This is a genomic window from Nocardiopsis sp. NPDC049922 (assembly GCF_040660275.1).
In the GTDB taxonomy this organism is placed as follows: domain Bacteria; phylum Actinomycetota; class Actinomycetes; order Streptosporangiales; family Streptosporangiaceae; genus Nocardiopsis.
In genome coordinates this window covers 12,863-34,109 of record NZ_JBFAME010000019.1, presented here as the reverse complement: position 1 = coordinate 34,109, position 21,247 = coordinate 12,863, and the positions used below count along the sequence as shown (strand labels likewise).

Genomic DNA, 21,247 nt, shown 5'->3' with positions numbered 1-21,247 from the left:
GCGTTGTGTAGCGCTACGCTCGCGCTGTGTTCACTTCGATCCTGACTTCGATAGGCATGTTCGCGGGTGTGGGCGGGCTCGTCCTCGGCGGGTACGCGCTGGTCCGGACACGCGAGATCAGCGGTGACGCCCGCGCGTTGGCCGATCGGACGGTCTCGCTCAGCGCCTCCGGCATCGACCCGCGCGCCGTCCGCGACGTCGCGGTCCTGCACTACGACGCGCTGGAGGAGATGTCGGGCGCGCGCTCGTTCTCCCTCGCGATGCTCAACAGCGAGGGCGACGGCGTGGTGCTCACCTCGATCAACGGGCGGACCGAGTCGCGGACCTACGCCAAGGAGGTCACCCGCGGCGAGGCCGACACGCTGCTCAGCCCGGAGGAGTACCGGGTGATCCGCTCGGCCCGTCTGGGCAACGGCGTCGGCGCGACCGCCGTCGTCCCGGACGAGGACGCCGAGGTCCACACCGAGGAGCCGGACGCCGCGGACGCCTCCACGACCACCGACGCCCCGGAGGCCGAGCAGGGCCGGGCCGACGCGCGCGGCGACGAGGCCGTGCCCGGCGACGAGGCCGTGCCCGCCGACGCCGAGGAGTTCCCGGTGACCGTGATCAGGGTGGACGACACACGGGACGAGCCCGCGGAGCGCTCCGGGAACGAGCCGGTGAGCGACCCGGCGGGCGTGCCGGGCGCCGGGGCATGAGCGCGCCTGACCCCGGCCGTATAGCCTGAACACCATGCCCAACCGTTACGCCTACCTCGGCCCCGAGGGCACCTTCACCGAAGCCGCGCTGCGCGACCTGCGTCCCGGCGCGCCCGACGGCGCCCGCGTCCCCTGTGACGGGGTCGCCGCCGTCTTCGACGCGGTCCGGTCGGGTGCGGTCGACGGCGGCGTGGTGCCGCTGGAGAACTCGGTCGAGGGCAGCGTCACCGCGACCATCGCCGAGCTGATCAACGGCGACCCGCTGGTCATCACCGGGGAGACCGCCGTTCCGGTGGAGTTCGCGCTGTTCGCCCGGCCCGGGACGGTGCTGGAGGACGTCAAGCGGGTGGCGACCCACCCGCACGCCCTGGCCCAGTGCCGGGGATGGCTGTCGCGGCACCTGCCCGACGCCGACACGCACACCGTGTCCTCCACGGCCGCCGCCGCGCGTTCGGTGTCCGAGCCCGGCGCGCCCTACGACGCCGCGATCTGCGCGGTGATCGCCGGAGAGCGTTACGGCCTGAACGCGCTGGCCACCGGGGTCGGCGACCGCTCCGACGCCGCCACCCGGTTCATCTACCTGTCGCGGCCCGGGGTGCTGCCCGAGCCCACGGGGGCCGACCTGACCTCCCTGGTCGCGTTCATCGCCGACGACCACCCCGGCGCGCTGATCGAACTGCTCAACCAGTTCGCCGTGCGGGGGGTCAACCTGACCCGGCTGGAGTCCCGTCCGACCGGCGACGGGCTGGGCAACTACTGCTTCTGCATCGACGCCGAGGGCCACGTGGCCGAGGCGCGGGTCGGGGAGGCGCTCATGGGCATCCGCCGTGTCTGCCGCGACGTGCGCTTCCTCGGCAGCTATCCGCGCAGCGGACGGGCCACGGAGATCGACCCGCCGCTGCGGCCGCGGCCCACCACGGACGCGGACTTCGTCGAGGCCGAGCGGTGGCTGGCCCGCGTCCGCGCGGGGTACGTGGACTGACACGCCCTACCCGTCCTCCGATCCGGCCTCCTCGCAGGGTCCGAGGCGACCGGCGGCCCCGTCGTCGAGCGGCCACTCCTCCGCCGCGGCCCGGCGCAGCTCCAGGTGGAGGGCCAACCGCAGGGCGGTGTCCTCGGGCCGGGACGCGTCCAGGGCGACCAGGGCCTCGCTGAGCTCCCCGGTCGTCATCTCGCTCAGTGGCTTCACGCTGTGTCTCCCCCGTGCCGGTGCGCCGACGGCCGTCGGCGCGCGTGTCGTCCCCGTCGTGGAGGAGGACGGCGATCGCTCCCGGTTATGACGCGACTACGGGAAAAGTGTCGGTGCCGGGTGGGTCGGGCGGTAACCTGCAAGACGTGATCGACCTTCGCGCTCTTCGAGAAGACCCCGAACGACTCCGTGCCTCGCAGCGGGCCCGCGGGGAGGACGCCTCCGTCGCCGACCGGCTGCTCGAACTCGACGCCAGTCGCCGATCGGCGCTCACCCGGTTCGAGTCCTTGCGCGCCGAGCAGAAGAGCGTGGGCAAGTCCGTCTCCAAGGCCTCCCCCGAGGAGCGCGAGGAGCTCCTGCGGCGGGCCAAGTCGCTGGCCGCCGAGGTCAAGGAGGCCGAGGCGGAGGCGGGCCGACTCGCCGACGAGCTGGACGCCGTGCTCTCGCGCGTGCCGAACATCGTCCAGCCGGACGCCCCCGAGGGCGGCGTGGACGACTTCCGGGTCGTGGAGACCGTGGGCGAGCCGCGGAGCTTCGACTTCACCCCGCGCGACCACCTGGAGCTGGGCGAGATGCTCGGCGCCATCGACATGGAGCGCGGCGCCAAGGTCTCCGGCGCGCGGTTCTACTTCCTCACCGGCGTGGGCGCCCAGCTGGAGCTGGCACTGCTCAACATGGCGATGAACCAGGCGGTTCAGGCGGGCTTCACCCCGATGATCCCGCCGGTCCTGGTCAAGCCGGAGACGATGGAGGGCACCGGTTTCCTCGGCGAGCACTCCGACGAGGTCTACCACCTGGACAACGACGACCTGTACCTGGTCGGCACCTCCGAGGTGCCGCTGGCCGGGTACCACTCCGGGGAGATCCTGCCCCCCGACTCCCTGCCGAACCGCTACATCGGGTGGTCGCCGTGCTTCCGCCGGGAGGCGGGCTCCTACGGCAAGGACACCCGCGGCATCATCCGCGTCCACCAGTTCAACAAGGTGGAGATGTTCGTCTACGCGCACCCGGACCAGGCCGACGAGGAGCACCTGCGGCTGCTGGCCTGGGAGCGGGAGATGCTGGACAAGCTCGACCTGCCCTACCGCGTGGTGGACATCGCCGGCGGCGACCTGGGCACGAGCGCGGCGCGCAAGTTCGACTGCGAGGCGTGGATCCCGACCCAGGAGACCTACCGCGAGCTCACGTCGACGTCGAACTGCACGGACTTCCAGTCCCGGCGGCTCAACGTGCGCTTCCGCGACGGCGAGGGCAAGCCGCGGTTCGCCGCCACGCTCAACGGGACGCTGGCCACCACGCGGTGGATCGTCGCGATCCTGGAGAACCACCAGCGGGAGGACGGATCCGTCGTCGTTCCCGAGGCGCTCCGTCCGTACCTGGGCCGCGACGTCCTGGAGCCGGTGACCGCTCCGAGGAAGCGGTAGGACCGCGACGGCGCACAACGCACGGAGCCCGAATGACGTCCGTTCGGGCTCCGTTCGTGCGTGGGCGGGCTACAGGTAGGGGCCGCCCGCGGACATCCCGCCGTCCTCGCCCGGTCCGGCCGTGCCCTGGAGGCCGGAGACGCCCGGCGGCAGCGCCTTGCGCATGTTCTCCAGCTGGGCCCGGGCCGCCATCTGCTGGGCGAAGAGGGTGGTCTGGATCCCGTGGAACAGGCCCTCCAGCCAGCCCACCAGCTGGGCCTGGGCGATCCGCAGCTCCGCGTCGCTGGGGGCGGCTCCGTCGGCGAACGGCAGGGTCAGGCGCTCCAGCTCCTCGATGAGCTCGGGGGCCAGGCCGTCCTCCAGCTCCTTGATCGAGGAGGTGTGGATCTCCTTGAGCCGGGCCCTGCTGGCCTCGTCGAGGGGAGCGGCCTTCACCTCGTCCAGGAGCTGGCGGATCATGCTGCCGATCCGCATCACCTTGGCGGGCTGCTCCACCATGTCGGTGAGGGTGCGGGGCTCCTCGTGGCCGTCGTCGCCCCCGCCGTGGTGGTCAGTGCCCACCACCAGGATGTGGGGCTGCTCGTTGTGGTTGTCTGCGCTGGTCATCAGTCCCCTTCATCGGATGTCGTCGGCTGTCACAGGGTGAGCAGGATCTTGCCCGTGTGCGCGCTCGATTCCAAGACGCGATGCGCCTCCGCCGCGTTCCGCATCGGCACGGCCCGGTCGACGACGGGGCGGACGGCCCCCTTCTCCACCAACGGCCAGACCTCGTCCCGTACTCCCGCGACGATGGTCGCCTTCGCCTCGACGGGGCGGGAGCGGAGCGTGGTCGCGTGCACCGAGAGGCGCTTGGCGAGCATGCGCCCGAGGTCGAGTTCCGCGCCGCGGCCGCCCATGAGACCGATGACGATCAGGCGTCCGTCGGTCCTGAGCGACCGCAGGTTGGCGTCCAGGTAGGAGCCGCCCATGATGTCGAGGATCACGTCGGCGCCGCCCTCGGCGCGCACGCGTTCGGCGAAGTCCTCGGAGCGGTGGTCGACGGTGATCTCGGCGCCCAGCTCACGGCAGGCGCGCAGCTTCTCCTCGCTGCCCGCGGTGACCGCCACCCGGGCGCCCAGGGCGCGGGCGAACTGGATCGCGAAGGTGCCGATCCCGCTGCCGCCGCCGTGCACGAGGAGCGTCTCCCCCCTCTGGAGGGCGCCGACCATCACCAGGTTGGACCACACGGTGCTGGCGGCCTCGGGCAGGGCGGCCGCCTCGGTCAGGCCGACCCCCTTCGGCACGGGGAGCAGCTGATCCACCGGCACGGCGACGCGTTCGGCGTAGCCGCCACCGGAGAGCAGGGCGCACACGGGGTCGCCCACGGACCATCCGGAGTCCTCGGTTCCGGGGCCGAGCGCGGCCACCGTGCCCGAGCACTCCAGGCCCGGGTACTCGGAGGCGCCGGGCGGCGGCGGATAGGCGCCCTGGCGTTGGGCGACGTCGGCCCGGTTGACCGCGCTGGCGGTCACGTCGACGAGGACCTCGCCCGGCCCCGCGACCGGGTCGGGAACCTCGGACCACGACAGCACATCGGGGCCGCCGGGCTCGGTGATGCGGATCGCGTACATGAGGCTGACAGTACCCAGTGGCGGGTGCCCACGGGTGCGGGGATCCGCGCGTTCACGTCCGCGACCGGGATGCTTTGCTTGGCGAGTGCGGGTATGAGTGGGACCGGGGGTGGCCCCGGTCACGCCCCGTGGGGCCCCTCCCCCTCAGCACACCCCTTGACGCCTCTTGAGGAGAACTCTGGTGGCACACCAGGAACAGAACGGTTCGGACGGGGAGGCCGCTCCCGGCCCGGCCGCCCCCACCCCCAGGGAGCAGTGGTTCGGGGAGTTCGAGGGAGCGGCGCCACCGCCGCCGCCCTACGCCCGGTTGCCCGAGGACGCCCCGGCTCCGGAGGAGGAACCGGGACCCGTGGCGTCCGGGGACCGGATTCCCGAGGCCGCGGAGCCGGAGGGGGAGTCGGCGGATCCCGACGAGCGCGCCGACGCGGAACCCCCCGCGCCGCGTGAGCGCCCGCGGCGTCCGATCCGTCCCGGGCGCGCGGACCAGGCCGTCCCGGACCCCCTGGCGCCGCGCCTGCTTCGTCCTGATCCCGACGTGCCCGAACCCGAGCAGCTGCCGCCGCTGGAGGCCGAACGCGTCGACGCGCCACCGCCGGCGGCGGGTGCGGACACGGACGGGGTCATCACGCCCTGGCGCCCGACCGGTCCCGAGCCGCCGCCCTCCCTCACCGGTCCACGGGCGGCCGTCACGCCGTCCACCCGGCGGCCCGTCCCGGACACCGGCGCCCGGCCCCCGGGAGAGGCCGGCGAGACCGCCGACTCGCTCAGCGCAGCCACGCTGGTCCGCAACCGGCGCCAGGGACCGACCGGGGGCTGGCGCAGGGCCGTGCACACCGCCACCCTCGGCCTGGTCAACCCCGGGGAGTCGCCGCGCGTGCTGCACCAGCGTGAGCTCGTCGCCCGCGCGTGCACACCGGTGGCGTCGGGGCACCACCGGGTGGCGGTGCTGAGCCTCAAGGGCGGGGTCGGCAAGACCACCACCTCGGTCGCCCTCGGCGCCACCCTCGCCTCCCTGCGCGGAGACCGGGTGCTGGCCGTGGACGCCAACCCCGACCGGGGCACGCTCTCGGACAAGGTGCGGCTGGAGACCGCGGCCACCATTCGCGACCTGCTCAACGAGCGCCACCTGGTGTCCCGTTACGCGGACATCCGCGGGTTCACCTCCCAGGCGCCCAGCCGGTTGGAGATCCTGGCCTCGGACCGGGACCCCGCGGTGTCGGAGGCGTTCAGCGAGGCGGACTACCGGGAGGTCGCCCGGATCGTCGAGCACTTCTACTCCATCTGCATCACCGACTGCGGCACGGGTCTGCTCCACTCCGCGATGCGCGGGGTGCTGGGACTGGCGGACCAGGTGGTGCTCGTGAGCTCGGCGTCCGTGGACGGGGCGCGCAGCGCGAGCGCCACCCTCGACTGGCTGGAGGCCCACGGGTACGTGAACCTCGTCCGCGGGGCCGTCGTCGTGCTGTCGATGGTCCGGTCCAACGGCAGGAGCAGCGTCGACCTCGGTCGGCTCGAGGAGCACTTCGCCGGACGGTGCCGCGCCGTCGTGCGGGTGCCGTGGGACGGCCACCTGGAGGAGGGGGCGGAGGTGGATCTGGAACAGCTCTCCCCCGCGACCAGCGACGCCTACCTGAACCTGGCGGCGAGCGTCGGGGAGGGCTTCGCCTCGCGGGGATGAGACGACGGGCACACGGCGGTCCCGGTTTCTCCGCGCGCAGCCCCGACAATGAAGAGTGGAGGGGGTTGATCATGAGCGCAGAGGAACGTCCGTCGGCCGTCGTCGTCGGGGTGGACGGCACGCCCGCGGCGCACGCCGCCCTGGAGTGGGCGGCCGAGGCCGCGGCACGGCGCGCGGCGCAACTGAGGATCGTGCACGGGATGGGCGAGCCCTCCGTGGTCGTGGCGCACGGCTCCCCGGAGCGCCGCGCGGCGGCCGAGGAGGCGCGCAGGTACGCGCGGGGCCTGTTGGAGGACGCCGCCGACCTGGTGCGCGGCACCCATCCGGGGGTGGACGTGGTGACCGTCCTGTCCGCGGAGGACGGTCCGGGCTCGGTGATGGGCGAGGCCCGGCACGGGGACGTCATCGTGGTCGGCTCCCGGGGGTTGGGCGCGGTGCGCGCGATCCTGCACGGGTCGGTGAGTGTGCGGGCGACGGAGGCTCCGTGCCCGGTGGTGTTCGTGCCCGCGCACGAGGACGAGCCCACCCCGGCGGAGGGGCCGCCGAAGCCGAGGGGGCGGATCGTCGTGGGCGTCGACGGATCCGACTCCTCGCGCCGCGCGCTCCGGTTCGGTCTCCAGGAGGCCCTGGTCACCGGAGCGTCCGTCCAGGTCGTCAACAGCTGGGAGGTGCCGCTGCCCGCGGACACGACCGCGCTGGAGGCGGACGCGCGTGAGGCCCACGAGGAGGTGTTCGACCGGCAGTCGGAGGAGATCGTCGCGGGCGTGCTCGCCGAGGTGATCGACGACCGGACCGAGAAGTTGGACATCAGTGCCGTGCGGATGCAAGCTGACCCGGTGGAGTCGCTGTTGGAGGCGGGGCGGGACGCGGACCTGATCGTGGTGGGCTCGCGGGGCCGCGGCGGGGTGAGCGGGCTGTTGCTCGGCTCGGTGAGCCAGGGGGTGCTGCGCCACGCGCCCGTCCCGGTCGCGGTGCTGCCCCCGCATTCCGAGGACACCTGAGCCGCGCCGCTCCCGCGTCGGGGCGGTCCGCTCGGTGACGAAGGGTTCGAAGGAGAGACCATGGCAGACAGCAAGCGGCACTCACCCCAGGTCCTGGTGGGGGTGGACGGGTCGGACAACGCGCGTGCGGCGCTGGAGTGGGCGGCGGTCGAGGCCGGGCGCAGGGGGACGCCGCTGACCGTCCTCCACGCGTTGGGGATGCCCCTGGTCGTGACGGCATACGGCGGCCCGGTCCGCTTCCAGCCGACGGAGGAGATGTCGGGGCAGGCCGGGAAGATCCTGCAGCGCGCCACGGAGTACGCGCGGGCGATCGCGCCGTCGGTGACGGTGCGGACGCTGACGGCACTGGAGGAGGCGCCGCTGGCGCTCATCCGGCAGGCCCACCCGGGGGACCTCATCGTGGTCGGCACGAGGGGCATGGGAACCGTGGCGTCGATGTTCGCGGGTTCGGTCAGCGTGCGGCTGTCGGGACACGCGCCGTGCCCGGTCGTGGTCGTGCCCGTGGGGGAGGACAGCAAGCCCGCGAGCACGAGCCTGGACCGGATCGTGGTCGGGGTCGACGGGTCCTCGACCGCCCGCAGGGCGCTGCGGCTGGCGGTCGACCTGGCGCAGGAGAGCGACGGGGAGCTGGTCGTGGTCAACAGCTGGGAGGTGGCCTTCCCCTACGATCCCGTCGCGCTCACCGCCGCGGGGTACCAGCCGCAGGACCACGTGCTGGACCGCAAGTCGGAGGAGCTCGTGGCGGAGCTGTTGGCGGACGTCGTCGACGAGCAGCGCGAGGACGTGAACGTGCGGGTGAGCGTGGTGCGCACCCAGTCCAACGCGGTGGACGCGCTGGTGAGGGCGGCCGAGGGGGCGGACGCCATCGTGGTGGGATCGCGCGGACGGGGGAGCGTGCGCGGCCCGCTGCTGGGTTCGGTCAGCCAGGGGGTGCTGCACCACTCGACGGTCCCGGTGGTGGTGCTGCCCAAGCACGCGGAGGAGTACGCGTAGCGGTCGCGGGTCGCCGAGGACGCCGACGGGGCGGCGTCCTCCGACACCGCGTCGGTGGACGCCGCCCCGGGGCGGGACGAGTCGCCGGTCTTCTTCGACGATGTCGAGGACGTTCGTCGCCAGTGCTTGTGTGACCGCTTCGTTGTGCGCCTGTACGACGACACCACGACCTTGACCAGGGCTACGGGATGAACAGGACAGCCCAGAGCAGGTTTCGCGCGGTCATGTCCGGGGGCCGTCAGGACGCGCTGTGCCCCTGCTGGTTCCGGCCCTCTGCCTTCGTTGCGCTTGGACGTACCCCTTGACGCTCACGACCGCGCACACGACTGCGGCGGCCCCGGTACACGCGGCCGCCAGGAAGTCGTCCTCGGCCAGGTTCCCCGCCGTGAGTACGGCCATGAGGGTGGTGCTCACGAGGGATATCAGGCCGAGTCGGTCCGCCATGGCTGACACCTACTGCTCTTCCGAGGATGTGCGTTGGTTCTCGATGTAGGCACGTCTTTGCTGGACGATGAGAACGGGAAGGGTCACCGTCCACGCCGCCGCCATCGCGAGACTGCTCCAACGGCCGGTGGTCACCAGGATGTACACGCCGAAAGGGACGAGGATGAGCTGAACCACGAAGCAGACCGCCAGCGTGACGAGCATCCATCTGCGCGGTGGTGGGCGGTATCGCATCCGGTGGGTTCCACATCTGTGATCGTGGGGGTCTACGCCTACTGGTCAGTAGACCCGGGCCGAACGGCTGGCGCAACCCTTGGCGCCTGAGTGCGGGAACGACGAAGGCCGGTGGCCATCCGGCCCGTGTGCGATGAATGGGCAACGGGCCAGGGCCACCGGCCTTCGGTGTCTTCGCCGTGAGTCGCCGACCTGCTGCGACTCACGGCTTCGGCGGAGGGTGTGGGATTTGAACCCACGAAGCCCCGTCAAGGACTTGGTGCTTTTCAAGAGCACTGCACTCGGCCGCTATGCGAACCCTCCTGGGGGAGCGCTGGTCTCCGCCAGTCATGTTAGGGCATGGCCCGTCAATCCACACCCCGGTACGTTCGCGCCCCCGACGCCGGGGGCACGGGCGTCGGGGGCGACGCGGCTGGTGGGGGTCAGCCGGTGAGGGACTCCCAGCGGTCGGCCAGGGCGGTGCGGCCGGTTCCGGTCAGGGAGCCGAGGACGTGCAGGCGGGCCATGCCGCCGTCGGGGAAGACGTCCGTGCGGATGTGCGTCACGGTGGCCGGGGAGTCGAGCAGGAACCGGTGGGCGCTGTCCGGCTGGAGCCTGGTGCGGCTCACGATCTCGAACCACGTGTCCGGGTCGGTCTCCGCGTCACAGCCGAGGATGGTCACCCACCCGGCGGAGTTGCCCTTCAGGTAGGCGGTGTCCAGCTCGATGGCGCGGACCGAGGCCTGTGCGGTGAGCCGGAAGCGCACCCAGTCGTTCTCCTTGTCGCGGCGGCGCCGGTTCTCCCAGCCGTCGTCCATCTTCGCGGAGCGGCCCGGGGCGATGATGTTCTCCGGCGGCGAGTAGAACCGGTCCGAGGCGTCCTCGACCAGACCGCCGTTGACCAGCGCCGCCACGTCGAAGCTGTCCAGCGCCGAGAGCCAGGCGGGGTCGGCGACCGGTTCGCCGTACACGCGCAGGCGGGCCACACCGCCGTCGGGGAACTGCTTGAGACGCAGGTGCGTCCAGCGGCGCTCCCGGGTGACCTCGAAGTCGTTCGCGGCGTGCCCGTACACGGGGGTGCGGGGGACGATCTCGGTCCACTCGGCGGAGAGCAGCTCCTCGGTGGAGGGCGTGCCGCTCAGGTGGGCGGCCTCGACGCTGATCTCGGTGGGGTGGTTGCCGCGGAAGTGCGCGGTGTCCACGACCAGCCCGCGGATGACGCCGGGCAGGCCGAGGCGGACCAGGGCCCAGTCGTGGTCGTCGCCGGTGGGGTGCGGCTGCTCGGCGCTCACACCGCGGCGGCGGCGGGTCTCCCAGCCGTCCATGACCTTGCCCTTGTGGCCGAAGGCCTCGGGGTCGAACACGGCGGGCTCGGGCTTGAGCAGGTTCTCCCGCTCGGCGAAGAACTCGTCGTTGGCGGCGACGACACCGCCCCCCAGTCGGCGATCGGCGAGGTCCACGAGGGTGGAGAAGTCGCGCTTGGCGGCACGGTAGTCCGCGTACGGGTCCCCTCCCTGGTACGGCTGGGCGTTGAAGGCGCGCGGATCGAAGGGGGCGGGTGCGGTCATGTCTCTCCCGAGGGCCGGTGTCCGTGGACGCTTTCAGGCTCTCAGGAGAAATCGGTCACGTCCATCGACACTTTCTGCTCAGTCTGTTCTGAATTACTGAACATTGGGCAAGGCGACGGCGGCGTCGTTCAGGGCTCGGGTGACCAGGGCGATCCAGGGCCGTTCGCGGGCTCCGGAGCGCACGGCCGAGACCACGTGCCGGCGGGGCTGGTCGGTGGGCAGGACCCGCAGGGCGACCCCGGGGGTGCGGCTCGCGGCGGCCAGGCGCGGGATCAGCGCGACGCCCATTCCGGCGGCGACCATGTCGAGGATGGCCCGCCAGTCGGCCGCCACGTGCGCCTGCTCGGGCACGAACCCCGCCTGGGCGCACGCGGCGATGGTGATGTCCCGCCAGGGGCCCGCGTCGCCGTAGATCCACGGCTCGTCGGCGAGCTCGGCCAGGCGGGGGCCGGGGGCGTTGGCCAGCCGGTGGTGCGAGGGCAGCGCCACGTCGAGCGGGTCGGTGAGCAGTTCGGCGCGGTCGAACCTGCCGTCCTGGCCGGTGGGGGCCTGCGCGGCGAGGGAGAGGCCGATGTCGATCTCACCGGCGGAGAGCAGGTCGTAGACCTCGGCCGCGTCGGCCTGGTGCACCTTCACGGTGAGCCCGGGATGGTCGCGGCGCAGCGCGCTCACGGCGGGGACGACGAGCCTGGGGATGGCGGTGGCGAACGACCCCACGCGCACGTGACCCGCCTCCCCGCGCGCGAACCCCTCCAGCTCGGCCTCGGCCCGCTCCAGTTGGGCGAGGACGATGTCGGTGTGCCGGAGCAGCACGTGGGCGGCGTCGGTGAGCCGTACGCGGCGGCCGTGGGCCTCCAGGAGGGGGACGCCGGTCTGCTTGGACAGCGAGGAGAGCTGTTGGGACACGGCGGAGGGGGTCATGCGCAGCGCCTCGGCGGTGGCCCGGACGGTGCCGAGTTCGTCCAGGGTGCGGAGCACGCGCAGTTTACGGAGGTCCCAGTCGGTCATCTCCCAGAACTACCATTCACGTCGCCTTAACGGAAAGTCGGTGGCTTCCTGGGTGGCGCCGTGAGGTTACTCAGGAGTAACATTGGCGTCATGGCAAAGATGAACGCCGAGACGGCGGAGATGGTCAAGTCCGGATTCCTGGCCGCGGTGCCCTTCGCCCGCACGCTCGGGGTCACCTTCACCGAACTCGACTTCGGCCGCGCCGTCATGCGCCTGCCCGACAACGCCGACCACCACAACCACGTCGGCGGGCCCCACGCCGGGGCCATGTTCACCCTGGCCGAGTCCGCCTCCGGCGCCATCGTCATCGGCACCTTCGGCGACCAGCTGGAGCGGGCCGTCCCGCTCGCCGTCAGCGCCGAGATCAGGTACCTCAAGCTCGCCATGGGGGACGTGACCGCCGAGGCCACGCTCGGCCGCCCGCGCGAGGAGATCGTCGCCGAGCTGGACGAGGGCACGCGCCCGGAGTTCCCGGTCGAGATCGAGCTGCGCACCGACGACGGCACCGTCACCGGCCGCATGACCGTCGTGTGGACACTGCGCCCGAACCGGAAGTAGCCCGGTTCCTCCGCACTCCTCGCCCCGCCCGCGTCGCCCGGGCGGGGCCGTCGATTGTCGCCTCCCGTGGGTACGTTCCTCGGTGAACCGCGCTGACGAGGAGGTCCCACCGTGAGACTGCGAGTAGACCGCGACGCGTTCGCCGAGGCGGTCGCCTGGACGGCCCGGGCACTCCCCACCAGGCCCGCCGTCCCCGTGCTCGCCGGGATGCGCCTGGAGCTCTCCGGAGACGGGACCAGGCTCCACCTGTCCGGATTCGACTACGAGGTCTCCGCGCGAGCGTCGGTGGAGGTGCTCTCCGAGGAGACCGGCGCCGCGCTCGTCCCCGGCCGCCTGCTCGCCGAGATCGTGCGCAACCTGCCGGAGGGCACCGTGCGCGTCGAGGCCGACGGGGCCCGACTGCTCGTCACGGGCGGGGCCGCGCGCTTCACGCTCGTCACCATGCCCCTGGAGGACTACCCCTCGCTGCCCGGGATGCCCGACCGCGTCGGCTCCGTGCCCGCCGACACCCTGGCCACGGCGGTCCGCCAGGTGACCCCGGCGGCGAGCCGGGACGACACCCTCCCCATGCTCACCGGCGCCTACCTGGACTTCTCCGGCGACACCCTGACCCTCGTGGCCACCGACCGCTACCGCATCGCCGCCCGCGACCTGTGGTGGCGGCCCGAGGACCCGGAGTTCGACGCGGCCGCGCTGGTGCCCGCGCGCACGCTGGGCGACATCGTGCGCGGGCTGCTCAGCCAGTCCAACGTGGACATCGCGCTGTCGGCCGGAGCGTCGGGTGCGGGGACGGCGCCGGGCGAGGGCATGATCGGTTTCGAGAACGGCGAGCGCCGCACCACCACCCGTCTCATCGACAGCGACTTCGTCACGTACGCGTCGTGGTTCCCCACCGAGTTCTCCGCTCGGGCGCAGGTCGCCGTCGCACCGCTGCTGGCGGCGGTCAAGCGCGTGGCCCTGGTGGCCGACCGCGCCACGCCGCTGCGCCTGGCCTTCGCCCCGAACGAGGTGGTCCTGGAGGCCGGGTCGGGGGAGGACGCCCAGGCCGTCGAGGCGATCGCGGTCGACTACGAGGGCGATCCGCTGCGCGTGGCCTTCCGGCCGGACTACCTCATGGACGGTCTGGCGGCCATGGAGACCGACGCCGCGCGCCTCAACTTCACCGCGCCGACCAAACCCGCCGTGTTCACCGACGTTCCGGCCAAGGAGGGGGACGCGCCGTCCTTCCGCTATCTGGTGCAGCCCCTGAGGCTTTCCTGAGCCGGGGAACACGCTTTCTCCGTGACTTCTCCCCAGTTGTCCACAGGTTATCCACAGTTGTCCACAGGTTCGGTGTCATTCCTGTGGATAACCGACGGCCAGCACGGCCGGCGAACCCCGAAGTCAGCCCGGAAATCCTTCGCATTCCGCCTCTGACGTGCGGTAACGCAGATAGTCCACAGAACGGCGCAGCCTGTGGACAACGTCGCGATCGGCGCTATTCGCCCTCGGTCAGGGTCGACGTCCCGCCACCGGTCACCGGCGTGTCCAGGCCCAGTTCGGCCTCGCGTCCCCGGCGGTATCCGGCGCGGTATCCGGCCGCGCTGTGGGTGCGTTCGGGGCGGTGCTTGCGCAGTTGCGGGAACTGCTTGTGGAACTCCTCGTTCACACGGTGGATGTCGTCCCGCAGCACCAGTTCCGCGCCCCGACCCGACGGTTCCGTCCCGTCGCAGTCCGTCGACCCGGTCGATCCGCCGCCGTGCGACGCGTTCTCCTGGAGCCGGGCACGGAACTCCCGGATCCGTTCGGCCACCGCGCGACCGTAGGCGCGCACGAAGGACCGGTAGTAGCGCTTGCGCTCGGTCTCCAGCTCCGAACGCGTGTAGTTGCGCAGCTCCCGAATATCGCTCACGTGCGACGACGTCATGAACTTCGCCGACGCCTCCATCTGCATCGAGATCGACGGCAGCAGCATCCGCAGCGCGTCCAGCGCGCTCACCGTGCCCACCAGGATCATGGTCCGCTCGGTGTTCTCCGCCGTGTTGCCGCGCACCGCCGACTGGCAGCCGTACGCCGCGGCGATGTCGGCCAGGGCCCGGACCCGGGCCTTGCCGTGGCCGCCGACCCCCGGTACCGCGTAGTTCATGCGGCTGATCGCGTCGGGTTCCTCGCCGCGCTCGGCGCGGGCCTCGGCCTCGGCGATCGCGTGGCGGGTCATCAGCTCGGCGGCCTTGGCGGTGAACGCCTGGCTCTCGGCATCGGTGACCGCGGGGTCCTCCGCCATGCGGAGGAGCCCGCGGACCCGCTCGACCGTTTTCTGACGAGCAGCTTCAGTCATCGGCGCCCGGTCGTCTCCCGTAGGTGAGTGTTCTGGTTCCGCCCACGGGCGGAAAACACCGAGCCTAGGCGCTCTTGTTCCCCACCACCATCGCGATGACCCCGACGACGAGCCAGATCGCCGCCGCGACGAACAGGCCGGAGAAGACCGCGCCGAACAGACCGCCGATCGGCGAGGTCAGGATGGAGGTCGCGTAGGAGACGATCGCGTACCCGGCGCCGCCGACCAGCGCGGGCGCGGTCGCGTACCGGAACGGGTAGCTGGCGGCCCAGCGCCTGCCCCGACGGTCGGACTTCTTGCTGATCACACCGCCGATGCCGCCGATCAGCGAGAAGAAGATGATCCCCGCGGTCAGCCCGGCGCCGATCGCGCCGCTGCCGATGTTCAGCAGGAAGAAGAGGGTGCCCCCGGCCGCGCCGCCCAGCAGCGAGGTGGTCCAGGGCCAGATCATCGTCGCCGAGGCGACGGGAGTGAATGCGTTACCGCGCTCCAGCGTCATGTCCACTGCTCCAGTCGAATCGAGTGACGCCCGTTCCGGCCGTCCCCTTCAGCATGCGCCCCGGGGGTCGTCGAAACATCAGGGCCCGTCCCTGACCTTCCCCCCACATCACCCGAGCATGTCTGTCGCCGGCGACCTGTGGACGGAGGCGGTGGACCGACCCGGGGGACGGACCACGCGCTTCCCGTCGGGCGCGTGCCCTACGGGGATCCAACGATCAGGCGCCCGCCGGAGTGCCCGGCCCGGCTCCGTTCCCGATCTCGGCCAGGTCCGCGCGCAGGTGCGCCCAGGTCGAACGGAAGGCGGGCAGCAGGGGCAGCGACCCCGTCTCGACGACCGGCACCCACCGGATCTCCTCGCTCTCGGAGTTGCCGGGGCGGAAGGGCAGCAGGTCGGGCGTGCGGGCCAGGAAGGTGTCGTACCGCCACACGGTGAGGTCGTGCTCGTAGGAGCCGATGACGGTGAACTCGCCGAGATCGCCCTCGACCTCCTCGCGGAACTCGCGCACCGCCGCCTCCAGGGGCGTCTCGTCGCGGTTGCGCGCTCCTCCGGGGATACCCCAGGTGCCGCCCATGTGGGTCCACCCGGCACGGTACTGGAGGAGCACGTGTCCGGTTCCGGCCACGTCCGTGGCGTACAACAGCAGCCCCGCCGCTCCGTACACCCCCCACCGCCGGGTCCCGTCGGGCAGACTCACCCAGCCGTTCCCGTCGCCGTCCTGCATCAGGCACTCCCTCTCTCGCGTCGCGCTCGGCCGACCGGCCGTCCACCCTTCCCGGACAACGATCCGCCACGGACGATCATGCCCGCCGGGCGCGGATCACGCCTCGACCGCCCCGTCGTCGGGCACGGCCATCCTCATGGACCCATGGCCCGGACGTCCTCGTCATCGCTCGGCGGGTCGCACGCATGCACGGGGGTCCGAAAGGGCGTATGCGGAGTGGGTTTGTTCTTTCGGTGCGGACAACGGGCGCCATCGAAGTGCCGTTCCGTTGCCGGTCGGCGGGAAAGTCGTTCGGGAATGCCGGTATTGGTGTCGTGGGAGGATCGGGCCGCTTACCCTTTGCCGTGTTCCGACTACCGTCTCTGACCGCATTCGGCCAGACACTGGCGGAGTGGCGAAATCGGACCCAGGGTGTACGTGTCACGACGTTCCGTCAGTCCGCGTGCCGGGCACGCGCTGAAAGCGGACTGTAAGTGGAACGGAAGAGGATGTCGTCAGTGTGGAACACGTTCGACGAGACCGGTTCCCACGAGAGGACGGCTCGTGAGTGTTGACCGGTCCGACGTTCGTTGGACACATGCCACCCGTGGCGAGCCAGGCGGAACCGCCACGGGTGGCCCTCCGTCGTAGGAGGTGAATCCCCCATGATGCTGCACAGACGACGAAGGGCCACGTTACGGCTCTACGCGAGTGCGGTGAGAAGAGGAGTGCGCGTGCCCAGGATGCTGACGGTCGACGAGCAGTTCGAGGCGATCATCGCCGGTGCTGACGTCGAGGCGAAGATGAGCCCCTCGCGCGAGCCCGACCCGGAGCGCAGTACTTCGGAAGAGGAGCAGCCCGCACGGACCACGCCCTCCGAGGAGAACGACGGCAACAACACGTAATGCGCTGAGCGTCGTTCGATCACTCCGAGTACTTGTGCAGAGGGGGGTACTCGGAGTGTTCTCCGTGCACACGTTCTCGTTGCCTGCGAATTCCCCTTGTAGGGTTGCCTCTTGTGGAATTCGGCGTGCTCGGCCCTGTCGCCGCGTGGTCCGGTGGCCGACCGTTGTCGGTCGGCGGACCACGCCAGCGTTGTGTGCTCGGCGCCCTGCTGGTCCACCTCGGCCGTGAGGTCACGGTCGATCAGCTGATCGGCTACCTCTGGAACGAGGATCCCCCGCGTACCGCGCGTTCGGTCATCCAGGTCCAGATCCACCACCTGCGCCAACTCCTGCCGGACCGGATCACGACGACGTCCGGCGGCTACACCCTGGACGTCGACCCCGAGACCGTCGACCTGCACCGATTTCGCGCCCTGCGCGCGAGAGCCGCGAGCGCCGAACCCGAGGTCGCCGTCGAACTCCTGGACCAGGCGTTGGACTGCTGGCGCGGGGTTCCGTTCTCCGGAATCGGGTCCGAGTTCCTCGAACACTCGGTGGTCGCCCCCCTGCGTGAGGAGCAGTGGTCGGCCGTGGTCGCGTGGGCGTCATGCGCCCTGGACCTCGGGAGACAGGCGGAGGTGGTTTCCCGGCTCACCCCGATGGTGAGTGAGCAGCCGTTCCGCGAGCGGTTGCACCACCTGTTGATCACCGCCCTGTGGAGGGACAACGAACGCGCCAGGGCACTCGCCGTGTACGAGTCGTTCCGCGCCCACCTGGCGGAGGAGCTCGGGGTCGATCCGGGGCCGGAGCTCACCGCACTGCACGGCAGGATCCTCCGGGACGACGCTCGGACGGAATCGGGAGCGGTCCCGGTGCCCTCCGACGGGCCCGATCCCGGATACGTGGTGCGCAACGACCTCCCCCGGGACCTGCCGGACTTCACGGGGCGTCGCGAACCCCTGCGGATCCTGGACGAGATGGCCAGCGGTGACGACGGTCTGGCCAAGGTCTGTGTGATCACGGGAGCCGGCGGCGAGGGGAAGACGACCACCGCCGTCCGGTTCGGCTACGAGGCCGGCAAGCGCTTTCCCGACGGGCAGCTGTTCATCGACCTCTACGGCTACACGGCGAACAAGGACCCCCTCGACCCCGCCTCGGCGCTGGCCGCGCTCCTGCGCGCTGTCGGGGTGGGTCCCGAGTCCCTTCCCGAGTCCCTCGACGAGCGCTCGGCCCTGTGGCGGGCCACGCTCATGGGGCGCAAGACGCTGGTCATCCTGGACAACGCGGCCAGCTATGCGCAGGTCAGTCCTCTTCTGCCGTCCTCGCCAGGGTCGATGACCCTGATCACGACGCGCAACGACCTCGCCGGTCTCAGCGGTGCGCGATTCCTCTCCCTGGGGATGTTCGACGAGGCGACGTCCCTGGAACTCCTCGAACGTGTCGTCGGCCGGGATCGTGTGCGGGCCGAACCCGAGGCGGCACGTGACATCGTTCGCATCTGCGACGGCCTGCCCCTGGCGCTCCGGGTCCTCGCGGGGCGCATGGTCAGCCGCCCCCGGTGGTCCTTCGCGCACGTCGCGAGGCGGCTCGGCGAACGGAACCGCAAGTTCCGCGAGCTGCGGGTCGAGGGGCAGAGCGTCGAGTCCGCGATCGACCTCTCGTACCAGAGCCTCACCGCCGACCAGCGTCGAGCCTTTCTCCTGCTCGGTCTGATGATCGGGAACACGGTCGACCTCGGTGGAGCGGCCGCCCTCCTGGACATGGATCTGGAGGAGGCCGACGACATCCTCCAGGAACTCGTCGGGGTGTGCCTCCTGAACGAGCCGAAGGGGGACGTGTACAGGCTCCACGATCTGATCAGGGCGTTCTCCCTCGACCGGGCCCTGGCCGACTTCACCGACGGCGAGGTCGGGGCGGCGAAGGCCCGACTGGCGGAGTTCTACCTGAGGACCGCCCAGCACGCGGCGGAACTCATGGGCGTACAGGACCCGGACGAGGATCCCCTCCGTCATCGCACCAACCTCGCGGACCGGGAGGACGCGGAGAGCTGGTTCTCCCTCCACCAGGAGAACCTCACGGACACCATCGAGTACTTCGCCGCTGGTGACAACGGTGACAGCGCCTGGCGTCTGGCGGAGTCGGTGTGGCGTTACTACGCGCTGCACGGCCACATGTCGCTGCTGATCAGCTCGCAGGAGAGAGCGTTCCAGGCCAGTGACAAGCAGGGGAACCAGCGTGGTCGGGCGGTGACCCTCATCGGACTGGGCATCGCCCACTGCCTCTCCGGGCGGTTCGACGAGTCCCTGGAACTGCTCGCGGAGGCCCGTGACCTGCTGGAGGCGGTCGGGGACCGCAAGGGTCTCAACCGCGCCCTGGCCAACCTGGCCATGGTCTACGAGCGGCTCGGCCGCTTCGATGACTCCCGGGTGGCGCTGCGCCGCGTCCTGGAGTACGCGATCACCACCGGGAACACGAAGGTGGAGGCGCTGCAGTGGGGGAATCTGGCGCTGCTCCACCGGACTCTGGGGGACTACCCGGAGGCGTTGCGCAGTTGTGAGCAGGCGCTCAGCAAGTCCAGCGATGACGACAACGCCGACATGCGGGTGCGGGCAAGGCTCACGATGGGTGAGACCCATCTCGGCCTCGGTGAGCCGGACCTCGCCTTCCGCACCCTGAACGAGGCCCTGGAGTCCGCGCAGAGGCAGCAGCTCGTGGCGAGTCAGATCTACATCCACAACGCCCTCGGGGTCGCCCACCGCGCCGCCGGGAGCTGGGAGAAGGCCGTCGAGTGCCACACCGAGGCCCTGGAACTCGGCGAGGCGTCCGGCAACCGGAGCGGTGACGCCGAGATCCTCACCGACCTCGGCATGACCTACCACGCCGCCGGGCGGCACGAGGAGGCCGCGGTCGAGCTGGAGCGGGCGTACGCCATCGCGGCCGAACGCAACGAGCGCTACATCGCGGCCCGGGCCGCGCTCGCGCTCGGACGCCTGCCCGTGCCGACCGTGCCGACCGACCGCGCCCGCACCCTGCTCCGGGACGCCGAGCGGGCCTTCGCCGAGATGGGTGTGCCCGAGCTGGAGCAGGCGCGCGAGGCCCTGGCCGGGCTCGATCGCGACTGAGGACGTCCCGCCCCTCAGTGGTACGCCCGGCTCCCGCGCGCGCCGCGCGGTCTCGTCCATCCCCCGTTCCGGCGCATGGACCACAGGTACAGCCTGCTCGGCAGGGCGCGCAGGACGCGCGGGAGTCTCGGGTACACGGCGCGGGTCACCCGGACCACGCGGTCGAACCACCGCTGCCGGGCCGTCGACCAGGGGATCTCGAAGTTCTCACGCAGCTTCGGCGGCAGCAGGCCGCCCGCGAGGAACCGCTGGACGTGCGTGATCGGCCAGAGCAGCCGGTTGGCGGGCCAGAAGAGCTGCCGGGAGATGCCGAGCGCCGTCTCGCCGACCTCCAGCCGTTCGACCGCCTCGCTCCAGTAGGCGTCGAACGCCGCGGGCGTGGCGGGCCACTCGTCCTCGGGCAGGCCCAGCGCGGTCGCGAACACCGCCGCCTCACGCAGGAACACGGGGAACTCGTCCTCGTCGATCTCCCCGACGGTCAGCTCGTACAGCCGCGTCCACGTGTGGAACAGCGTCGCGGCCACCCAGAGCAGGAGGTCGGGGTCGAGCGCCCGGTATCCGGGGCCGTTCACCCGGCGGTGCACGGCGCGGACGATGGCCTGGACCCGCGCCCGCTCCTCGCCGGTGCCCAGCGAGGTGCCGTAGACGTAGTAGAGCGTGCCGCGCAGGCGGTCGAGGGGGCGCGAGGAGAAGTCGCTGTGGTCGTGCACGCCCTGCGCGACGCTCGGATGGGCGATCTGGAGCAGGATGGCGTAGGCGGCGCCCCCGAGCAGACTGGCCTCGGAGTGGATCCGGCGCAGTGGTGAATCTTCGGACGATCGGCCCATGTCTGGATCGTAGGACAACGATGGTTCCGGGGCGGTGTGGCGCGCCCGTGCGGGTTCGCTCCCGTCCGTGCGGGCTCGGGGCCTCGGGCCCGACACGCACGAACGGTGTCTACTTTACGGGACAGGAAAATATAGCCCTAAGGACAGGTACGGTCGGCGTGGCGCGCTTGCGTACGCCATTTCCGGTCACCCCGGAGTGGACCACCGCGTCTAACTGTTAATTATATTTCCAGTTGAGTGTGGAAAGGGTCGCCTCGGTGGCGTCGATACCAGTGCGGCCGAGCCGCCACGGCCTCTGGATGCTGGTACGGCCTGGGGTGTCCGCGCCGGTCGCGTGGGTGTCTTGACGGGTGGTGGCCGCCTTCCTACCGTCATCCCAAGCGGGCGGAATGGACTTTTCGGGTAAACCCGGAAAACCATGACAATGTCGTCGACCTTCGCCGGAGAATATCCGACTCCGCGCACGGCCTCCGTCCGCCCTGGGTTCGCAAGGGCCCGGGTCCTCCCGCTA

At 71.4% G+C, this 21,247-nt stretch carries 21 protein-coding genes and 1 tRNA gene; 10 read left to right on the top strand and 12 right to left on the bottom strand.

The window, feature by feature from the left end; translation table 11 throughout:
- The first annotated feature begins 26 nt into the window (after positions 1 to 26).
- Positions 27 to 698: a DUF4446 family protein gene (locus AB0I72_RS25375; protein ID WP_358572952.1), complete on the top strand. Its 672-nt coding sequence runs from the start codon at positions 27 to 29 to the stop codon at positions 696 to 698.
- Positions 699 to 732: 34 nt separating this feature from the next.
- Positions 733 to 1,680, top strand: a complete 948-nt coding sequence (pheA, locus tag AB0I72_RS25370; RefSeq protein WP_358572950.1) for a prephenate dehydratase — start codon at positions 733 to 735, stop codon at positions 1,678 to 1,680.
- A gap of 6 nt (positions 1,681 to 1,686) precedes the next feature.
- Here pheA and AB0I72_RS25365 read toward each other — a convergent pair whose 3' ends face one another.
- Positions 1,687 to 1,887, bottom strand: a complete 201-nt coding sequence (locus tag AB0I72_RS25365) for a hypothetical protein (protein ID WP_358572948.1) — start codon at positions 1,885 to 1,887, stop codon at positions 1,687 to 1,689.
- Between the two features lie 146 nt (positions 1,888 to 2,033).
- On the opposite strand from AB0I72_RS25365, the gene serS reads away from it, so the two are divergent.
- Positions 2,034 to 3,311: a serine--tRNA ligase gene (gene serS, locus AB0I72_RS25360; protein WP_358572946.1), complete on the top strand. Its 1,278-nt coding sequence runs from the start codon at positions 2,034 to 2,036 to the stop codon at positions 3,309 to 3,311.
- Between the two features lie 69 nt (positions 3,312 to 3,380).
- On the opposite strand, the gene AB0I72_RS25355 is transcribed toward serS, so the two are convergent.
- Positions 3,381 to 3,917, bottom strand: coding sequence for a bacterial proteasome activator family protein (locus AB0I72_RS25355; RefSeq protein WP_358572944.1), 537 nt, complete (start codon positions 3,915 to 3,917; stop codon positions 3,381 to 3,383).
- A gap of 29 nt (positions 3,918 to 3,946) precedes the next feature.
- Entirely contained in the window at positions 3,947 to 4,921 is a 975-nt protein-coding gene (locus tag AB0I72_RS25350) for an NAD(P)H-quinone oxidoreductase (protein ID WP_358572942.1), read from the bottom strand.
- A 181-nt stretch (positions 4,922 to 5,102) separates the two neighbouring features.
- On the opposite strand from AB0I72_RS25350, the gene AB0I72_RS25345 reads away from it, so the two are divergent.
- From AB0I72_RS25345 to AB0I72_RS25335, 3 genes are all read left to right on the top strand, one after another.
- Positions 5,103 to 6,599 carry an AAA family ATPase gene (locus tag AB0I72_RS25345; RefSeq protein WP_358572940.1) on the top strand — a complete coding sequence of 499 codons (1,497 nt, stop codon included), beginning with the start codon at positions 5,103 to 5,105 and terminating at the stop codon, positions 6,597 to 6,599.
- A 71-nt stretch (positions 6,600 to 6,670) separates the two neighbouring features.
- Positions 6,671 to 7,600, top strand: coding sequence for a universal stress protein (locus tag AB0I72_RS25340; RefSeq protein ID WP_358572938.1), 930 nt, complete (start codon positions 6,671 to 6,673; stop codon positions 7,598 to 7,600).
- Between the two features lie 60 nt (positions 7,601 to 7,660).
- Complete coding sequence (locus AB0I72_RS25335; protein ID WP_358572937.1) at positions 7,661 to 8,593, top strand: universal stress protein; 933 nt, start codon at positions 7,661 to 7,663, stop codon at positions 8,591 to 8,593.
- Between the two features lie 222 nt (positions 8,594 to 8,815).
- Here the strand turns inward: AB0I72_RS25335 and AB0I72_RS25330 are convergent, their stop codons facing one another.
- From AB0I72_RS25330 to AB0I72_RS25310, 5 genes are all read right to left on the bottom strand, one after another.
- On the bottom strand, positions 8,816 to 9,037 hold the full coding sequence (locus AB0I72_RS25330) for a hypothetical protein (RefSeq protein ID WP_358572935.1): 222 nt from the start codon (positions 9,035 to 9,037) through the stop codon (positions 8,816 to 8,818).
- A 9-nt stretch (positions 9,038 to 9,046) separates the two neighbouring features.
- Positions 9,047 to 9,271, bottom strand: coding sequence for a hypothetical protein (locus tag AB0I72_RS25325; RefSeq protein ID WP_358572933.1), 225 nt, complete (start codon positions 9,269 to 9,271; stop codon positions 9,047 to 9,049).
- Positions 9,272 to 9,485: 214 nt separating this feature from the next.
- Positions 9,486 to 9,574: transfer RNA gene (locus AB0I72_RS25320), tRNA-Ser, on the bottom strand.
- A 119-nt stretch (positions 9,575 to 9,693) separates the two neighbouring features.
- A complete protein-coding gene (alc, locus tag AB0I72_RS25315; protein WP_358572931.1) occupies positions 9,694 to 10,818 on the bottom strand; it encodes an allantoicase in 1,125 nt (374 codons plus the stop codon).
- Positions 10,819 to 10,911: 93 nt separating this feature from the next.
- Entirely contained in the window at positions 10,912 to 11,826 is a 915-nt protein-coding gene (locus AB0I72_RS25310) for a LysR family transcriptional regulator (protein ID WP_358572929.1), read from the bottom strand.
- A gap of 99 nt (positions 11,827 to 11,925) precedes the next feature.
- Here AB0I72_RS25310 and AB0I72_RS25305 point away from each other — a divergent pair, with 99 nt between their 5' ends.
- Positions 11,926 to 12,384: a DUF4442 domain-containing protein gene (locus AB0I72_RS25305; RefSeq protein WP_358572994.1), complete on the top strand. Its 459-nt coding sequence runs from the start codon at positions 11,926 to 11,928 to the stop codon at positions 12,382 to 12,384.
- A gap of 111 nt (positions 12,385 to 12,495) precedes the next feature.
- On the top strand, positions 12,496 to 13,644 hold the full coding sequence (gene dnaN / locus AB0I72_RS25300; protein ID WP_358572927.1) for a DNA polymerase III subunit beta: 1,149 nt from the start codon (positions 12,496 to 12,498) through the stop codon (positions 13,642 to 13,644).
- A gap of 217 nt (positions 13,645 to 13,861) precedes the next feature.
- On the opposite strand, the gene AB0I72_RS25295 is transcribed toward dnaN, so the two are convergent.
- From AB0I72_RS25295 to AB0I72_RS25285, 3 genes are all read right to left on the bottom strand, one after another.
- Positions 13,862 to 14,701, bottom strand: a complete 840-nt coding sequence (locus AB0I72_RS25295; protein ID WP_358572925.1) for a DUF2786 domain-containing protein — start codon at positions 14,699 to 14,701, stop codon at positions 13,862 to 13,864.
- A gap of 64 nt (positions 14,702 to 14,765) precedes the next feature.
- The gene (locus AB0I72_RS25290) at positions 14,766 to 15,200 is read right to left on the bottom strand and encodes a hypothetical protein (RefSeq protein ID WP_358572923.1); all 435 of its coding nucleotides are present in this window, start codon (positions 15,198 to 15,200) and stop codon (positions 14,766 to 14,768) included.
- A 217-nt stretch (positions 15,201 to 15,417) separates the two neighbouring features.
- Positions 15,418 to 15,924 (bottom strand): NUDIX hydrolase, encoded by a 507-nt coding sequence (locus AB0I72_RS25285; RefSeq protein ID WP_358572921.1) that lies wholly within the window; start codon positions 15,922 to 15,924, stop codon positions 15,418 to 15,420.
- A 713-nt stretch (positions 15,925 to 16,637) separates the two neighbouring features.
- On the opposite strand from AB0I72_RS25285, the gene AB0I72_RS25280 reads away from it, so the two are divergent.
- Complete coding sequence (locus AB0I72_RS25280) at positions 16,638 to 16,808, top strand: hypothetical protein (RefSeq protein ID WP_358572919.1); 171 nt, start codon at positions 16,638 to 16,640, stop codon at positions 16,806 to 16,808.
- Positions 16,809 to 16,933: 125 nt separating this feature from the next.
- Complete coding sequence (locus tag AB0I72_RS25275) at positions 16,934 to 19,909, top strand: BTAD domain-containing putative transcriptional regulator (RefSeq protein ID WP_358572917.1); 2,976 nt, start codon at positions 16,934 to 16,936, stop codon at positions 19,907 to 19,909.
- 14 nt (positions 19,910 to 19,923) lie between these two features.
- Here the strand turns inward: AB0I72_RS25275 and AB0I72_RS25270 are convergent, their stop codons facing one another.
- Positions 19,924 to 20,736, bottom strand: coding sequence for an oxygenase MpaB family protein (locus tag AB0I72_RS25270; RefSeq protein ID WP_358572915.1), 813 nt, complete (start codon positions 20,734 to 20,736; stop codon positions 19,924 to 19,926).
- Between the last annotated feature and the right edge of the window lie 511 nt (positions 20,737 to 21,247).

Bases quoted from the DNA above. Each gene is read 5' to 3' on its own strand.
- pheA (WP_358572950.1), top strand. From the start codon at position 733: ATGCCCAACCGTTACGCCTACCTCGGCCCCGAGGGCACCTTCACCGAA.
- AB0I72_RS25355 (WP_358572944.1), bottom strand. From the start codon at position 3,917: ATGACCAGCGCAGACAACCACAACGAGCAGCCCCACATCCTGGTGGTG.
- AB0I72_RS25330 (WP_358572935.1), bottom strand. From the start codon at position 9,037: ATGGCGGACCGACTCGGCCTGATATCCCTCGTGAGCACCACCCTCATG.
- AB0I72_RS25325 (WP_358572933.1), bottom strand. From the start codon at position 9,271: ATGCGATACCGCCCACCACCGCGCAGATGGATGCTCGTCACGCTGGCG.
- AB0I72_RS25310 (WP_358572929.1), bottom strand. From the start codon at position 11,826: ATGACCGACTGGGACCTCCGTAAACTGCGCGTGCTCCGCACCCTGGAC.
- AB0I72_RS25290 (WP_358572923.1), bottom strand. From the start codon at position 15,200: ATGACGCTGGAGCGCGGTAACGCATTCACTCCCGTCGCCTCGGCGACG.
- AB0I72_RS25305 (WP_358572994.1), top strand. From the start codon at position 11,926: ATGAACGCCGAGACGGCGGAGATGGTCAAGTCCGGATTCCTGGCCGCG.
- AB0I72_RS25335 (WP_358572937.1), top strand. From the start codon at position 7,661: ATGGCAGACAGCAAGCGGCACTCACCCCAGGTCCTGGTGGGGGTGGAC.
- AB0I72_RS25285 (WP_358572921.1), bottom strand. From the start codon at position 15,924: ATGCAGGACGGCGACGGGAACGGCTGGGTGAGTCTGCCCGACGGGACC.
- alc (WP_358572931.1), bottom strand. From the start codon at position 10,818: ATGACCGCACCCGCCCCCTTCGATCCGCGCGCCTTCAACGCCCAGCCG.
- AB0I72_RS25340 (WP_358572938.1), top strand. From the start codon at position 6,671: ATGAGCGCAGAGGAACGTCCGTCGGCCGTCGTCGTCGGGGTGGACGGC.
- AB0I72_RS25270 (WP_358572915.1), bottom strand. From the start codon at position 20,736: ATGGGCCGATCGTCCGAAGATTCACCACTGCGCCGGATCCACTCCGAG.
- AB0I72_RS25350 (WP_358572942.1), bottom strand. From the start codon at position 4,921: ATGTACGCGATCCGCATCACCGAGCCCGGCGGCCCCGATGTGCTGTCG.
- AB0I72_RS25295 (WP_358572925.1), bottom strand. From the start codon at position 14,701: ATGACTGAAGCTGCTCGTCAGAAAACGGTCGAGCGGGTCCGCGGGCTC.